Below are 15,501 nucleotides of genomic sequence, written 5' to 3' on the forward strand. Positions count from 1 at the left end.
TCTGTGATGAAACACGAAACGATTGAAAAGAACGTCGGCCTGCTGATGCTGCTCATGGTGCTTGCTGTGAGCATCGGCGGCCTGACCCAGATCGTCCCGCTGTTCTTCCAGGATGTGACCAACAAGCCGGTGGAAGGCATGAAACCCTACACCGCGCTGCAACTGGAAGGCCGCGACATCTACATCCGCGAAGGCTGTGTGCAGTGTCACTCGCAGATGATCCGCCCGTTCCGCGCCGAAACCGAACGCTACGGCCACTACTCCGTGGCGGGCGAGAGCGTGTGGGATCACCCGTTCCTGTGGGGCTCCAAGCGCACCGGTCCGGACCTGGCACGCGTCGGCGCCCGCTACTCGGACGACTGGCACCGCGCGCATTTGTACAACCCGCGCAACGTGGTGCCCGAGTCGAAAATGCCGGCCTACCCGTGGCTGGTCACGGCCCAGGTCGACAGCAGCCACACCGAGACCAAGTTGAAGGTGATGCGCACCCTCGGCGTGCCGTACACCGACGACGACATCACTGCCGCGGTCGCCAGCCTCAAGGGCAAGACCGAGATGGACGCGCTGGTTTCATACCTGCAAGTGCTCGGCACTGCCATCAAGAGCAAGAGGTGAGCCATGGGATTTGAATTCGATGCGGGCACCATCCGCGGCCTTGGCACGCTGGTCGTCGCCATTGCCTTTATCGGCCTGTCGCTGTGGGTGTTCAACAACCGGCGCAATGAGGAATTCGAGCAGGCGCGCCTGCTGCCCTTCGCCGATGAACCTTCTCCATCCGACGCTCAAGAAGCGCCTGCAACAAGGAGCAACCGGCCATGACCCTATTCTGGAGTACATGGATCTGCGTACTGACCCTCGGCAGCCTGATCGGCCTGACTTGGCTGTTGATCGGCACCCGCAAGGGCGAGACCAAAGGCAGCGTGGACCAGACCATGGGCCACGCCTTCGATGGCATCGAGGAATACGACAACCCGCTGCCCCAGTGGTGGTTCATGCTGTTCGCCGGCACTCTGGTGTTCGCGGTCGGCTATCTGGTCCTCTACCCCGGCCTGGGCAACTGGAAAGGCGTGCTGCCGGGTTATGAAGACGGCTGGACGTCGGCCAAGGAATGGGACAAGGAAATGGCCAAGGCCGACACCAGGTTCGGGCCGATCTTCGCCAAATTCTCGGCCATGCCCGTGGAAGAAGTGGCCAAGGACCCGCAGGCGCTGAAGATGGGCGGTCGCCTGTTCGCCTCCAACTGCGCGGTGTGCCACGGCTCGGATGCCAAGGGCGCGTTCGGCTTCCCCAACCTGGCGGACAACATCTGGCGCTGGGGCGGTTCGGCTGAGGCGATCAAGACCACCATCCTGAACGGTCGCCACGCGGCGATGCCGGCCTGGGGTGAGATGCTGGGTGATGACGGTGTGAAGAACGTTGCTGCCTATGTCCGCCACGATTTGGCCAAGTTGCCGCTGCCGGCCAACAGCACTGCCGACCTGGATGCGGGCAAAGCCGCGTTCAACACCACTTGCGTAGCGTGCCACGGGCCGGAAGGCCACGGCATGGAAGTCATGGGGGCGCCGAACCTGACGCTGCCAGGCGGCTATATCTACGGCACCAGCCTGGCGCAGTTGCAACAGACCATTCGCCATGGCCGTCAAGGCCAGATGCCGGCGCAGGAAGTGCTGCAAGGCAATGACAAGGTGCATCTGCTGGCCGCCTACGTGTACAGCCTGTCCCACAACGCTGATGGCGCAACGCCAGAAAGCCAACCTCAATAACTGTTACCTGTGGAGAGGGTGCTTGCTCCCTCTCCACAGTGACCGAGCCGTGTGACCGAGTGTCACACCCTTCCAAAGCACAACTTTCCCCCCTCGCCATTCGGGTCTACGCTTGACCCACAGCGGACCGATTCCGGCGTACGCAACGGCTAGCGTTGCGACCCCGTAAATTTCCTGTCCACTCGATCAGCTTTCGATTTCTGATTTTGTCCTTACGCCAAACATGGAAAGGGCGCAGAATCTGGCGTTGAACGCATTGATCCAGGTCAGCCATTGCGTTGCAATGGCCCCTCGCTTTCTACATACTTGCGGCCGATTTTACCTATAAAAAAACCTAAACCGTGGAACCTTAGAATGAGCACAGCAATCAGTCCGACTGCTTATAACTATAAGGTAGTCCGCCAGTTCGCCATCATGACGGTGGTCTGGGGGATCCTTGGCATGGGGCTCGGGGTGTTCATCGCCTCGCAACTGGTTTGGCCGGAATTGAATTTCGACTTGCCATGGACGACCTTCGGTCGCCTGCGCCCGCTGCACACCAACCTGGTGATTTTCGCCTTCGGCGGATGTGCCTTGTTTGCCACCTCCTACTATGTCGTGCAACGCACCTGCCAGACGCGACTGATCTCCGACGGCCTCGCCGCCTTTACCTTCTGGGGTTGGCAAGCAGTCATCGTCGGCGCCATCGTCAGCCTGCCGCTGGGCTACACCACCACCAAGGAATACGCCGAGCTGGAATGGCCGATCGCCATTTTGCTGGCGATTGTGTGGGTGACCTACGGTGCGGTGTTCTTCGGCACCATCGTCAAGCGCAAGACCAAGCACATCTACGTGGGCAACTGGTTCTACGGTGCGTTCATCGTGGTCACGGCGATGCTGCACATCGTCAACCACGCGTCGCTGCCGGTCAGCCTGTTCAAGTCCTACTCGGCCTATGCCGGTGCGACGGATGCGATGATCCAGTGGTGGTACGGGCACAACGCCGTAGGTTTTTTCCTGACCACGGGTTTTCTGGGGATGATGTACTACTTCGTGCCGAAACAGGCCGAACGTCCTATCTACTCCTACCGCTTGTCCATCGTGCACTTCTGGGCGCTGATCACCCTGTACATCTGGGCCGGTCCGCACCATTTGCACTACACCGCGCTGCCGGACTGGGCGCAGTCCCTGGGCATGGCGATGTCGATCATCCTGCTGGCGCCCAGCTGGGGCGGCATGATCAACGGCATGATGACCCTCTCGGGCGCCTGGCATAAATTGCGCACCGACCCGATCCTGCGTTTCCTCGTGGTCTCCCTGGCGTTCTACGGCATGTCGACCTTCGAAGGGCCGATGATGGCGATCAAGACCGTCAACTCGCTGTCCCACTACACCGACTGGACCATCGGCCACGTACACGCCGGCGCCCTCGGTTGGGTGGCGATGATCTCCATCGGCGCGCTGTACCACATGATCCCCAAACTGTTTGGCCGTGCGCAGATGCACAGCGTCGGGCTGATCAACACGCACTTCTGGCTGGCCACCATCGGCACCGTGCTCTACATCGCCTCGATGTGGGTCAACGGCATCACCCAAGGCCTGATGTGGCGTGCGATCAACGATGACGGCACCCTCACCTACTCCTTCGTCGAAGCGCTGCAAGCCAGCCATCCGGGCTACATCGTCCGCGCCCTGGGCGGTGCGTTCTTTGCCACCGGCATGCTGTTCATGGCCTACAACGTCTGGCGCACCGTGCGTGCCTCCGACCCGGCGCAAGCCGAAGCCGCCGCCCAGATCGCCGTTGTGGGAGCCCACTGATGAAGCATGAAGTAGTCGAGAAGAACATCGGCCTGCTGGCCTTCTTCATGGTCATCGCCGTGAGTATCGGCGGCCTGACCCAAATCGTTCCGCTGTTTTTCCAGGACGTGACCAACAAGCCGGTCGAAGGCATGAAGCCGCGCACCGCCCTTGAACTGGAAGGCCGCGACGTCTACATCGCCAACGGCTGCGTGGGCTGCCACTCGCAGATGATCCGCCCGTTCCGCGCCGAAACCGAACGCTACGGCCACTACTCGGTGGCCGGTGAAAGCGTGTGGGACCACCCGTTCCTGTGGGGCTCCAAGCGCACCGGCCCGGACCTGGCCCGCGTGGGCGGGCGTTACTCCGACGACTGGCAGCGTGCGCACTTGTACAACCCGCGCAACGTGGTGCCTGAGTCGAAAATGCCGGCGTACCCGTTCCTCGTGGAAAACAAGCTCGACGGCAAGGACACCGCGAAGAAGATGGAAGTCTTGCGCACTCTGGGCGTGCCCTACACCGACGAAGACATCGCCGGTGCAGCCGCAGCCGTGAAGGGCAAGACCGAAATGGACGCATTGGTGGCCTACCTGCAAGGCCTTGGCACCATCATCAAAAGCAAACGGTGACCTACATGGATATCGGGATGATTCGTGGCCTGGGCACCGTTGTGGTGATGGTGGCCTTTATCGGCCTGGCGTTGTGGGTGTTCAGCCCCAAGCGCAAGTCGGAGTTTGAGGACGCGACCTTGCTGCCCTTTGCGGATGATCCCGAAGCCATCAAGCACGTCGAGCAAGCTTCTAGGAGTAACAAAGAATGACTACGTTCTGGAGTCTGTACGTCACAGTCCTCAGTCTGGGTACCATTTTCGCCCTGACCTGGCTGCTGCTGTCGACCCGCAAGGGCCAGCGCGCCGAGCAAACCGACGAGACCGTCGGCCACTCGTTCGATGGCATCGAGGAGTACGACAACCCGCTGCCCAAGTGGTGGTTCATGCTGTTCGTCGGCACCATCATCTTCGCCCTCGGCTACCTCGTGCTGTACCCCGGCCTGGGCAACTGGAAAGGCCTGCTGCCGGGCTACAACTACCTCGACAACGACAAGCAAACCCCCTTCGCCAACGGCCAGACCGGCTGGACCGGCGTGCACGAATGGGAAAAGGAAATGGCCAGGTCGGACGCCAAGTTCGGGCCGATCTTCGCCAAGTTCGCCTCGATGCCGATTGAGGAAGTCGCCAAGGACCCGCAAGCCCTGAAGATGGGTGGCCGCCTGTTCGCCTCCAACTGCTCGGTGTGCCACGGTTCCGACGCCAAGGGCGCCTACGGTTTCCCCAACCTGACCGACGCCGACTGGCGTTGGGGTGGCGAGCCGGCCACCATCAAGGAAACCATCATGAAGGGCCGCCATGCCGTGATGCCGGGCTGGTTGCCAGTCATTCATGAAGAAGGCGTCAGCGACGTGGCCGCCTACGTGGTCACCCAACTTGACGGTCGCAAGCTGCCGGAAGGTGTGAAGGCCGACGTGGCCAACGGCGAAAAACTCTTTGCCGCCAACTGCGTGGCCTGCCACGGCCCGGCCGGCAAAGGCACCCCGGCAATGGGCGCGCCAGACCTGACCCACCCCGGCGCCTTCATCTACGGTTCGAGCTACGCCCAACTGCAGCAGACCATCCGTTTCGGCCGTCAGGGCCAGATGCCGGCGCAGGAACAACTGCAAGGCAATGACAAGGTGCACCTGCTCGCGGCGTATGTTTACAGTTTGTCCCATGGGGACAAGAAGGCCGAGGAACAGTAAAGGCCTCGGACACAACCGAGCCCCGCCTGGCGAACGCTGGCGGGGCTTTGTTATTTCTGCAGCCTGGGCCAGGACCTGGGCGACCGTTGATAACCCCGGGTTGTGGTCCCTGCTGACTAAGTAGTAACGTACCTACATTGCATCTGATAAAGGGGGTTCCCCCATGACCATCACCACTATTTCCAGCCGCGAATTCAATCAAGACACAAGCGGTGCCAAAAAAGCGGCCCGGCAAGGGCCGGTTTTCATCACCGATCGCGGCAAACCTGCCCATGTACTGCTAAGCATTGAGGACTACCAGAAATTGACAGGTCTCAACGCCGACATCGTGGACCTGCTGGTGATGCCGGAAGCGGCCGATATGGAATTCGAAACCGAACGTGCCGTGATCACTCATCGACCCGTGGACCTCTCTTGATGTATCTACTCGACACCAACGTGATCTCTGAACTTCGTAAACCCCAGGCGGATGCGAATGTCGTGGCCTGGGCAAAAAGTGTCATCGCGTCCCACCTGTTTATTTCAGCGATTACGTTGAAGGAACTGGAAACCGGAGTGCTGCGCATTGAGCGCCGCGACCCCACGCAAGGGAAGGTACTGCGCACCTGGCTCAAGCGGCATGTGATGCCCGCGTTCGATGCCCGGATCCTGCCAATCGACGCCGCCGTCGCCTTACGTTGTGCACGCCTGCATGTACCCGACCGCGCCAATGAAAGTGACGCACTGATCGCTGCGACCGCCCTGGTCCATGGGCTCACGGTGGTCACGCGCAACGTCAGCGATTTCAAATCCAGCGGTGTCCCGCTGATTAATCCGTGGGACGAATGACCGTCCCACTCGCAAAAACCGACCATACTTGCCAAGTCAATTGATCCAGATCACGTACACCATCAATTGATTTCTCCCAACGCGACCAAAGGTCGCACCCTTTGCGCCGCATCGGGGGCGTATCATTACGCCACTGCAAGACCCCTAATTTGACCCCGGTTGGCACGTACTGGCCGAGGCAAATCTCCACCGCCGTGGGATGCAATGATGAGCGACCAAATACCGGTACATGACGTTACCCCGCCTGCCAAACACTCGACCACCACCGTCGATCTCTATGCCCCGCGCGAGAAAATCTACACCCGCGCGTTCACCGGCCTGTTCCGCAATTTGCGCATGCTCGGCGGCGCTGCGTTGTTCCTGCTCTACTTCGGCACGGTGTGGCTGAACTGGGGTGGTCACCAGGCCGTATGGTGGAACCTGCCGGAGCGCAAGTTCTTCATTTTTGGTGCGACCTTCTGGCCCCAGGACTTCATTCTGCTGTCGGGCATTCTGATCGTCGCCGCGTTTGGCCTGTTCTTTATCACGGTGTACGCCGGCCGCGTGTGGTGTGGTTATACCTGCCCGCAAAGCGTGTGGACGTGGATCTTCATGTGGTGCGAAAAAGTCACCGAAGGCGACCGTAACCAACGCATTAAACTGGATAAGGCGCCGATGGGCGCCAACAAGTTCCTGCGCAAATTCAGCAAGCACAGCCTGTGGCTGCTGATCGGCTTTGCCACCGGCATGACCTTCGTTGGCTACTTTTCGCCGATTCGCGAACTGGTGTTCGACTTCTTCACCGGCCAGGCCGACGGCTGGTCGTATTTCTGGGTCGGCTTCTTCACCCTCGCCACCTATGGCAACGCCGGCTGGCTGCGCGAACAGGTGTGCATCTACATGTGTCCGTACGCGCGCTTCCAGAGCGTGATGTTCGACAAAGACACCCTGATCGTCTCCTACGACCCACGCCGTGGCGAACTGCGTGGCCCGCGTAAAAAAGGGATCGACTACAAGGCCCAGGGCCTGGGCGATTGCATCGACTGCACAATGTGCGTGCAAGTGTGCCCCACCGGCATCGACATCCGCGACGGCCTGCAGATCGAATGCATCGGTTGCGCCGCGTGCATCGACGCCTGCGACAACATCATGGACAAGATGGAGTACCCGCGCGGCCTGATCAGCTACACCACCGAACACAACCTGTCCGGGCAAAAAACCCATAAGCTGCGCCCACGCCTGATCGGTTACGCCTTGGTGTTGCTGGCGATGATCAGCCTGTTGGCGGCTGCGTTTTTCATGCGCTCGCTGGTGGGCTTCGACGTGAGCAAGGACCGCGTGCTCTACCGCGAGAACGCCGAAGGCCGCATCGAAAACGTCTACAGCCTGAAGATCATGAACAAGGACCAGCGAGACCACACCTACGTGCTCGACGCCGCCGGCCTGCCCGACCTCAAGCTGCAAGGCCGCCGCGAAATCAAGGTGGCGGCCGGCGATATCGTCAGCATGCCGGTGGAGCTGTCGAGTGCGCCGGAACAACTGCCATCGAGCACCAACGAGGTGAAGTTCATCCTCACCGATGCCGATGACGCCAGCGTCCACATTGAAGCCAAGAGCCGATTCATCGGCCCACAAGTCCGATAAAGAGAGAACGGAACGATGCCCCTAGCCACTGCCGCAAGCCCTTGGTACAAGCACCTCTGGCCCTGGATCATCATCGGCATCCTCGCCTGCTCGGTGACCTTGACCTTGTCCATGGTGACCATCGCGGTGAACAACCCGGACAACCTGGTCAACGACAACTACTACGAGGCCGGCAAAGGCATCAACCGCTCCCTCGACCGTGAACGCCTGGCCCAGACCCTGCAACTGCGCGCCAAGCTGCACCTGGATGAACTGACCGGCGAAGTCGAACTGAACCTCACCGGCTACAGCAACCCGAACACCCTGGAACTGAACCTGATCTCCCCGACCCAGCCGGAGAAGGACCGCAAGATCAACCTGGCCCGCAGCGACAGCGAACCTGGCCGCTACATCGGCCAAGTCACCGACAAAGTCGAAGGCCGCCGCTTCGTGGAACTGCTCGGCGTGGAAGGCGACAAGACCTGGCGCCTGTTCGAAGAAGAAGAGGTCAGCCACGACAAGGACTTGCTGTTGGGGGATGAACCGTTGCAGGGCGCCGAAGACCTGAAAAAATAAAGCCGCGCTTCGCGCATCGGGGGCAAGTCGAATCGTCGCACCGCCCCTCCCACATTTTGAATGTATTCACAGATCAAAGGTGGGAGGGGCGGTGCGACGATTCGACTTGCCCCCGATGAGGCCCTCCCAGCCAACCAAGATCCCTGACCATGACCAGCCCAACCCCCTGCTACCACTGCGCCCTGCCCGTCCCGCCCGGCAGCCGGTTTACCGCCGACATCCTCGGCGAGCGCCGCGAGCTCTGCTGTCCGGGCTGCCAGGCCGTAGCCGAAGCGATTGTGGCCGGCGGCCTGGAAAGCTACTACCAGCACCGCAGCGAAGCTTCGGCCAATCCCGAGTCGCTACCGGTGCAACTGGTGGACGAACTGGCGCTGTACGACCGCGCCGATGTGCAAAAACCCTTCGTGCACCGCCAGGGCGAACTGGCCGAAACCACCCTGCTGATGGAAGGCATCAGCTGCGCCGCCTGTGGCTGGCTGATCGAAAAACACCTGCGCAGCCTGCCCGCCGTGGCCGAAGCGCGGTTGAACCTGTCCAACCATCGCTTGCAGGTGCGCTGGGCCGACGGGCAACTGCCGTTGAGCCAGGTGCTCAGCGAATTGCGCCATATCGGCTATGCCGCCCACCCGTATCAAGCCGACCGCGCCGCCGAGCAACTGGCCAGCGAAAACCGCCTGGCCTTGCGCCAACTCGGCGTGGCCGGATTGCTGTGGTTTCAGGCGATGATGGCAACCATGGCCACCTGGCCCGAATTCAATATCGACCTGAGCCCGGAACTGCATGTGATCCTGCGCTGGGTGGCGATGTTTCTGACAACCCCCATCGTGTTCTACAGCTGTGCGCCGTTCTTCAAGGGCGCCATGCGTGACCTGCGCACGCGCCACCTGACCATGGACGTGTCGGTGTCCCTGGCCATTGGCGGGGCTTACCTGGCGGGTATCTGGACCGCGATCACGGGGGTCGGCGAGCTGTATTTCGATGCCGTGGGCATGTTTGCGCTGTTCCTGCTGGCCGGTCGCTACCTGGAGCGGCGCGCCCGCGAGCGCACAGCGGCGGCCACTGCCCAACTGGTCAACCTGCTGCCGGCTTCGTGCCTGCGCTTGAAAGGCGACGGCCAGAGCGAACGCATCCTGTTGAGCGAGCTGGCCCTGGGCGACTGCGTGCTGGTGCATCCGGGCGCGGTATTGCCAGCGGATGGCGTGATCCTCGACGGCCAGTCCAGCATCGATGAGTCCCTGCTCACTGGCGAATACCTGCCGCAACCGCGCCGGGTCGGCGACAGCGTCACCGCCGGCACCCTCAACGTCGAAGGCGCGCTGACCGTCGAAGTGCGCGCCCTCGGCCACGAGACACGCCTGTCCGCCATCGTGCGTCTGCTGGAGCGCGCCCAGGCCGAGAAACCGCGCCTGGCGCAAATCGCCGACCGCGCCGCGCAATGGTTTCTGCTGTGTTCGCTGATCGCCGCCGCATTGATCGGCCTGCTGTGGTGGGAGCTGGACTCATCACGGGCGTTCTGGATCGTGTTGGCCATGCTGGTAGCGACCTGCCCGTGTGCGTTGTCCCTGGCGACACCAACCGCCCTGACCGCCGCCACCGGCACCCTGCACAAACTCGGGCTGCTACTGACCCGTGGGCATGTGCTGGAAGGCCTGAACCAGATCGACACGGTGATTTTCGACAAGACCGGCACCCTGACCGAAGGCCGCCTGGCCCTACGCGTCATCCGTCCCTTGGGCGAGCTGGGCAGCGACGATTGCCTGGGCCTCGCCGCCGCCCTGGAAAACCGCTCCGAACACCCGATTGCCCGCGCCTTTGGCCGTGCGCCATTGGCCGCTGACGAAGTACTCAGCACCCCCGGCCTGGGCCTGGAAGGTCGCGTGGGCGAGCGTCTGCTGCGTATCGGCCAGCCGGCGTTTGTCTGCGCACTCAGTGGCTGCCCGATCCCCGCCTCGCCGGACGATGCTGGGCAATGGCTGCTGCTCGGCGACCGCAGCGGCGCCCTCGCCTGGTTCGTGCTGGATGACCGCCTGCGCAGCGACGCCCCGGCGCTGCTCGCCGCGTGCAAGGCGCGCGGTTGGCGCACATTGCTGCTGTCCGGGGACAGTTCGCCGATGGTCGCCAGTGTCGCCCTTGAGTTGGGCATCGACGAAGCCCACGGCGGCCTGCGCCCCGACGACAAGCTGCAGGTGCTGCAACAGTTGCACAAGGAAGGCCGCAAGGTGCTGATGCTCGGCGATGGGGTCAACGACGTCCCCGTGCTCGCCGCCGCCGATATCAGCGTGGCCATGGGCTCGGCCACCGACCTGGCCAAGACCAGCGCCGATGCGGTGCTGCTCTCCAATCGCCTCGACGCCCTGGTGCAGGCCTTCAGCCTGGCGCGGCGCACTCGACGGGTGATTATTGAAAATCTGCTGTGGGCAGGACTATACAATGGCCTGATGTTGCCGTTTGCTGCCTTGGGCTGGATCACGCCAATCTGGGCGGCGGTCGGCATGTCCATCAGTTCGTTGACCGTGGTGCTCAACGCCCTGCGCCTGACTCGCCTGCCGAGCGCGCAGGCCGTCAGCGCGCCCTCAATCACCCGCCCGCTGCCCGTATGAGCCGCGCGGGCCTGGAGTGCAGATGCCAGCTTTATACGTGATGATTCCGGCGGCGCTGCTGATAGTGGCCATCGCCATCTACATCTTCTTCTGGGCCGTGGACAGCGGCCAGTATGACGACCTCGACGGCCCGGCCCACAGCGTGCTGTTCGACGACCAGGACCCGAACCACCTGGCCGCCATCGACGAAGCCAACGGCCCGGATCAACCGCCCAAAGACCCGCCTCATGCTTGAATTGGCGCCGCTGCTGGTCTCCGCGCTGATCCTCGGCCTGCTGGGCGGCGGCCATTGCCTGGGCATGTGCGGCGGGCTGATGGGCGCGCTGACCCTGGCGATTCCCAAGGAACAACGCAGCCGCCGGTTTCGCCTGCTGCTGGCGTACAACCTAGGGCGCATCCTCAGTTACGCCACGGCCGGGCTGTTGGTCGGCCTGGCCGGCTGGGCCGTGGCCAATAGCCCGGCGGCGATGTTCATGCGCGTGCTCGCCGGCTTACTGCTGATCTGCATGGGCCTGTACCTGGCGGGTTGGTGGAGCGGCCTTACCCGCATTGAAAGCCTCGGACGCGGCCTGTGGCGGCATATCCAGCCGGTTGCCACGCGCTTGCTGCCGGTGTCGAGCCTGCCCCGCGCTTTGCTGCTGGGCGCGCTCTGGGGCTGGTTGCCGTGCGGATTGGTCTACAGCACCCTGCTGTGGGCCGCGAGCCAGGGCAATGCGCTGGACAGTGCACTGCTGATGCTCGCGTTCGGGCTGGGCACCTGGCCGGTGCTGCTGGCGACCGGGCTGGCAGCCGAGCGCGTTACCGCGTTATTGCGCAAACGCAGCGTGCGCATGGCCGGTGGCTTGCTGGTCATCGTGTTCGGGATCTGGACCTTGCCAGGACCGCACCAGCACTGGTTGATGGGCCATTGAATCGCCATGTGGCATAGCGCCGCTCCCCGTTGATGCAAATCAAGATGCCATCCCCACCCCGCCCCTAGACTCGGCCCATTAGCCTATCCGGGGGACGCCCGCATGCTCGACGCCATTCGTTGGGACACCGATCTGATTCATCGCTACGACCTGGCGGGACCACGCTATACGTCCTACCCCACCGCCGTACAATTCGATAGCCAGGTCGGCACCTTCGACCTGCTCCACGCCCTGCGCGACAGTCGCAAGGCCGTGCGCCCCTTGTCGCTGTATGTGCATGTGCCGTTCTGCGCCAACATTTGCTACTACTGCGCCTGCAACAAGGTGATCACCAAGGACCGTGGCCGCGCCCAGGCGTACCTGCAACGCCTGGAGCAGGAAATCCAATTGGTGGCCTGCCATCTTGACCCGAAACAGCCGGTGGAACAGCTGCATTTCGGCGGCGGCACCCCGACGTTTCTCAGCCACGACGAACTGCGCCAGGTCATGGGCCGCCTGCGCCAGCATTTCCATTTGCTCGATGATGATTCCGGCGACTACGGCATCGAGATCGACCCACGCGAAGCCGACTGGGCCACCATGGGCCTGCTGCGTGAGCTGGGCTTCAACCGCGTCAGTATCGGCCTGCAAGACCTCGACCCCGAGGTACAGCGGGCGGTCAATCGCCTGCAAAGCCTGGAAGAGACCCGCGCGGTGATTGATGCGGCGCGCACCCTGCAGTTTCGCTCGATCAATATCGACCTGATCTACGGCCTGCCCAAGCAGACGCCGATCAACTTCGCGCGCACCGTGGAAGAGGTGATCAAACTGCAACCGGACCGCCTGTCGGTGTTCAACTACGCGCACCTGCCGGAGCGCTTCATGCCCCAGCGGCGCATCAACAGCGACGAGCTGCCGGCGCCGGCGGAAAAGTTGCTGATGCTGCAAACCACCATCGAGCAATTGACCCAGGCCGGCTATCGCTACATCGGCATGGACCACTTCGCGCTGCCGGATGACGAACTGGCCATCGCCCAGGAGGAAGGTACCCTGCAACGCAACTTCCAGGGCTACACCACCCACGGCCATTGCGACCTGATCGGCCTCGGTGTGTCGGCGATCAGCCAGATCGGCGACCTGTATTGCCAGAACAGCAGTGACCTCAACGGCTACCAGAACACCTTGGCCGGCGCGCAGTTGGCCACCAGCCGAGGCTTGGTCTGCACCACGGATGATCGGCTGAGGCGGGAGGTGATTCAGCAGTTGATCTGCACGTTCAGTCTGGCATTCGAACCGGTCGAACAGGCCTTCAACATTGATTTTCGTGGGTACTTCGACGAGATCTGGCCGCAACTTGAGGCCATGGCCGAGGACGGCCTGATCGAGCTCGACGCCCAGGGCATTCGGGTGCTGCCCGCCGGCCGCTTGCTGGTGCGCTCGGTGTGCATGGTGTTCGATGCCTACCTGGAGCACCAGAACAGGCAACGATTTTCACGGGTGATCTAGTTACATCGACAACGAAGCGGCCTTGAGGGCTCCATCAGCGCTCATGCTTTTCATCGCCTTGAGCAGGGAGCCCTGGGAGGTCATCAACCCGGCCTGCAGCGAACTGATAGCGCCCTGGATGTTGTTGGTCTTAACCCGGGCCTGCTCCGGCGTCAGGCTATTGTCATTCGCGACCGCCTGAAGCTCAGCCATTTTCTCGGCGATCTGTTGCTTGAGCTTGCGGATCATTTTGAGGATCTGTTTAACGCTGTCGTCCAGGCCACTGCCATCAATATCGGAGTTGGCTTTACTCGCCACCGCCACCGCCTTGAACGCCGCGCCGGAAATCGTCACCTTCACGCCTTCCAGCACGTTGGTTTCGGCAGCGGGTGCAGCAGCCTGATCTTTTACGGCGGTTTCGGCCGCTGACTTCGCGCCCGACACTGTAGGAACTCGTATGGCAGGATTGTAGGCGGCGATGACAGACATCGTACGAGCTCCGGCGTATGGGAATGCCCTTGTATCGGCATCGGTACAAAAAGCTTTATACCGCTGCCGGTTTTTTGTACAGGCTGGCCTGACCGCACCCCAGTGCGTTACCCTTACGTCTTATGTGTGTTTTCCCACAAGGATTTAAGAAATGTCCGAGCCAGTCAAACTGCGCGCTCACAGCCAGGCTCACTGCAAGGATTGCAGCCTGGCCCCCCTCTGCCTGCCACTTTCGCTGAATCTGGAAGACATGGATGCGCTGGACGACATCGTTAAACGCGGGCGCCCGCTGAAAAAAGGCGAGTTTCTGTTTCGCCAGGGCGACAGGTTCGACTCCGTCTATGCAGTACGTTCGGGCGCGCTGAAGACCTTCAGCCTGAGCGACAACGGCGAAGAGCAGATCACCGGCTTCCACCTGCCGAGCGAACTGGTGGGTTTGTCGGGCATGGACACCGAGATGCATCCCGTGTCGGCCCAGGCGCTGGAGACCACGTCGGTGTGCGAAATCCCCTTCGAACGCCTGGACGAACTGGCCATACAGTTGCCTCAACTGCGCCGTCAGCTGATGCGCGTGATGAGCCGCGAAATCCGTGACGATCAGCAGATGATGCTGCTGCTTTCGAAGAAAACCGCCGACGAGCGCATCGCGACATTCCTGGTCAACCTCTCGGCGCGATTCCGGGCCCGTGGTTTCTCGGCCAACCAGTTCCGCCTGAGCATGTCGCGCAATGAAATCGGCAACTACCTGGGCCTGGCGGTGGAAACCGTGTCCCGCGTGTTCACCCGTTTCCAGCAGAACGAGTTGATTGCCGCCGAAGGCAAGGAAGTGCACATCCTCGACCCGATCCAGCTGTGCGCGCTGGCGGGTGGTTCTCTAGAGGGCTGATACAGACACTTGCGGCCGGGCCATTTGGCAAGGCCGCAGGTATACTTCGAGTCCGTTTTCCTCCCAGGACTCTTCGACGATGACCTTCGATTCGTTCGACATCAAATCCCTGATCCGCCCCGTCATCGACTTCCCCAAGCCTGGGGTGATCTTCCGTGACATCACGCCGCTGTTCCAATCGCCCAAGGCCCTGCGCCTGGTGGCCGACACCTTTGCCCATCGCTATGTCGAAGCCGACTTCACCCACATCGGCGCGATGGATGCCCGCGGCTTCCTGATCGGCTCGATCATTGCCTATCAACTGAACAAACCGCTCATCCTGTTCCGCAAGCAAGGCAAGCTGCCGGCGGACGTGCTGGCCGAGGGTTACCAGACCGAATATGGCGAAGCCTTCCTGGAAGTGCACGCCGACAGCCTGTGCGAAGGCGACTCGGTGTTGATGTTCGATGACCTGATCGCCACGGGCGGAACCCTGATTGCCGCGGCGAACCTGGTGCGGCGCATGGGCGCGAAGATTTTTGAAGCGGCAGCGATTATTGATTTGCCGGAGCTGGGTGGCTCGCAGCGGTTGGAAGATATGGGGATTCCGACGTTTTGCCTGACGCAGTTTGCGTTGACTGAAAGGTAGTGGTTGTCGGGGCCGGCCCCATCGGGGCATAGGTGTCTACACAACTTCCTGTGGATGCTGAATCTATGGCAACTGGGCTGTTGTGGTGAGCGGGCTTGTCCCGCGCTGGGCTGCGAAGCAGCCCCATCAAAGCCACCGCGTTTTTTCAGAAAAACCAAGTTGCCTGGTTTTGGGGCTGCTGCGC

General features: G+C 61.9%; 18 protein-coding genes. 17 read left to right on the plus strand and 1 reads right to left on the minus strand.

The window, feature by feature from the left end; all coding sequences use genetic code 11:
• Positions 1–6 precede the first annotated feature (6 nt).
• From ccoO (NDJ82_RS03735) to hemN, 15 genes are all read left to right on the plus strand, one after another.
• On the plus strand, positions 7–615 hold the full coding sequence (gene ccoO, locus NDJ82_RS03735) for a cytochrome-c oxidase, cbb3-type subunit II (protein WP_099582657.1): 609 nt from the start codon (positions 7–9) through the stop codon (positions 613–615).
• A 3-nt stretch (positions 616–618) separates the two neighbouring features.
• Positions 619–819, plus strand: coding sequence for a cbb3-type cytochrome oxidase subunit 3 (locus tag NDJ82_RS03740; RefSeq protein ID WP_099582658.1), 201 nt, complete (start codon positions 619–621; stop codon positions 817–819).
• A complete protein-coding gene (gene ccoP, locus NDJ82_RS03745) occupies positions 816–1,763 on the plus strand; it encodes a cytochrome-c oxidase, cbb3-type subunit III (RefSeq protein ID WP_099582659.1) in 948 nt (315 codons plus the stop codon). Before NDJ82_RS03740 ends, ccoP (NDJ82_RS03745) begins: the two co-directional genes overlap by 4 nt.
• A gap of 354 nt (positions 1,764–2,117) precedes the next feature.
• A complete protein-coding gene (gene ccoN, locus NDJ82_RS03750) occupies positions 2,118–3,560 on the plus strand; it encodes a cytochrome-c oxidase, cbb3-type subunit I (RefSeq protein ID WP_112196428.1) in 1,443 nt (480 codons plus the stop codon).
• Positions 3,560–4,168 carry a cytochrome-c oxidase, cbb3-type subunit II gene (gene ccoO / locus NDJ82_RS03755; RefSeq protein WP_003193167.1) on the plus strand — a complete coding sequence of 203 codons (609 nt, stop codon included), beginning with the start codon at positions 3,560–3,562 and terminating at the stop codon, positions 4,166–4,168. The genes ccoN and ccoO (NDJ82_RS03755) overlap by 1 nt, the downstream gene beginning before the upstream one ends.
• 5 nt (positions 4,169–4,173) lie before the next feature.
• Entirely contained in the window at positions 4,174–4,359 is a 186-nt protein-coding gene (locus NDJ82_RS03760) for a CcoQ/FixQ family Cbb3-type cytochrome c oxidase assembly chaperone (protein WP_003175465.1), read from the plus strand.
• The gene (gene ccoP / locus NDJ82_RS03765; RefSeq protein WP_099582661.1) at positions 4,356–5,333 is read left to right on the plus strand and encodes a cytochrome-c oxidase, cbb3-type subunit III; all 978 of its coding nucleotides are present in this window, start codon (positions 4,356–4,358) and stop codon (positions 5,331–5,333) included. The genes NDJ82_RS03760 and ccoP (NDJ82_RS03765) overlap by 4 nt, the downstream gene beginning before the upstream one ends.
• 163 nt (positions 5,334–5,496) lie before the next feature.
• Positions 5,497–5,751 carry a type II toxin-antitoxin system Phd/YefM family antitoxin gene (locus tag NDJ82_RS03770; protein ID WP_099582662.1) on the plus strand — a complete coding sequence of 85 codons (255 nt, stop codon included), beginning with the start codon at positions 5,497–5,499 and terminating at the stop codon, positions 5,749–5,751.
• Complete coding sequence (locus NDJ82_RS03775; protein WP_099582663.1) at positions 5,751–6,161, plus strand: type II toxin-antitoxin system VapC family toxin; 411 nt, start codon at positions 5,751–5,753, stop codon at positions 6,159–6,161. Before NDJ82_RS03770 ends, NDJ82_RS03775 begins: the two co-directional genes overlap by 1 nt.
• A gap of 207 nt (positions 6,162–6,368) precedes the next feature.
• Positions 6,369–7,784, plus strand: coding sequence for a cytochrome c oxidase accessory protein CcoG (gene ccoG, locus NDJ82_RS03780; protein WP_191947663.1), 1,416 nt, complete (start codon positions 6,369–6,371; stop codon positions 7,782–7,784).
• Positions 7,785–7,799: 15 nt separating this feature from the next.
• Positions 7,800–8,339 carry a FixH family protein gene (locus NDJ82_RS03785; RefSeq protein WP_099582665.1) on the plus strand — a complete coding sequence of 180 codons (540 nt, stop codon included), beginning with the start codon at positions 7,800–7,802 and terminating at the stop codon, positions 8,337–8,339.
• Between the two features lie 149 nt (positions 8,340–8,488).
• A complete protein-coding gene (locus tag NDJ82_RS03790) occupies positions 8,489–10,939 on the plus strand; it encodes a heavy metal translocating P-type ATPase (protein WP_250924954.1) in 2,451 nt (816 codons plus the stop codon).
• Positions 10,940–10,961: 22 nt separating this feature from the next.
• Positions 10,962–11,174 (plus strand): cbb3-type cytochrome oxidase assembly protein CcoS, encoded by a 213-nt coding sequence (ccoS, locus tag NDJ82_RS03795; protein ID WP_099582667.1) that lies wholly within the window; start codon positions 10,962–10,964, stop codon positions 11,172–11,174.
• On the plus strand, positions 11,167–11,850 hold the full coding sequence (locus NDJ82_RS03800; RefSeq protein ID WP_099582668.1) for a sulfite exporter TauE/SafE family protein: 684 nt from the start codon (positions 11,167–11,169) through the stop codon (positions 11,848–11,850). Before ccoS ends, NDJ82_RS03800 begins: the two co-directional genes overlap by 8 nt.
• Before the next feature lie 102 nt (positions 11,851–11,952).
• On the plus strand, positions 11,953–13,335 hold the full coding sequence (gene hemN, locus NDJ82_RS03805; protein ID WP_112196432.1) for an oxygen-independent coproporphyrinogen III oxidase: 1,383 nt from the start codon (positions 11,953–11,955) through the stop codon (positions 13,333–13,335).
• Here hemN and NDJ82_RS03810 read toward each other — a convergent pair whose 3' ends face one another.
• The gene (locus tag NDJ82_RS03810; protein ID WP_099582670.1) at positions 13,336–13,803 is read right to left on the minus strand and encodes a hypothetical protein; all 468 of its coding nucleotides are present in this window, start codon (positions 13,801–13,803) and stop codon (positions 13,336–13,338) included.
• Positions 13,804–13,954: 151 nt separating this feature from the next.
• On the opposite strand from NDJ82_RS03810, the gene fnr reads away from it, so the two are divergent.
• A complete protein-coding gene (gene fnr / locus NDJ82_RS03815; RefSeq protein ID WP_099582671.1) occupies positions 13,955–14,689 on the plus strand; it encodes a fumarate/nitrate reduction transcriptional regulator Fnr in 735 nt (244 codons plus the stop codon).
• Positions 14,690–14,768: 79 nt separating this feature from the next.
• Positions 14,769–15,317 carry an adenine phosphoribosyltransferase gene (locus NDJ82_RS03820; protein WP_112196434.1) on the plus strand — a complete coding sequence of 183 codons (549 nt, stop codon included), beginning with the start codon at positions 14,769–14,771 and terminating at the stop codon, positions 15,315–15,317.
• Positions 15,318–15,501 lie beyond the last annotated feature (184 nt).

Origin of the sequence: Pseudomonas sp. SR18 (assembly GCF_023701505.1) — a bacterium.
GTDB classification, from domain to species: Bacteria; Pseudomonadota; Gammaproteobacteria; order Pseudomonadales; family Pseudomonadaceae; genus Aquipseudomonas; species Aquipseudomonas cyclaminis.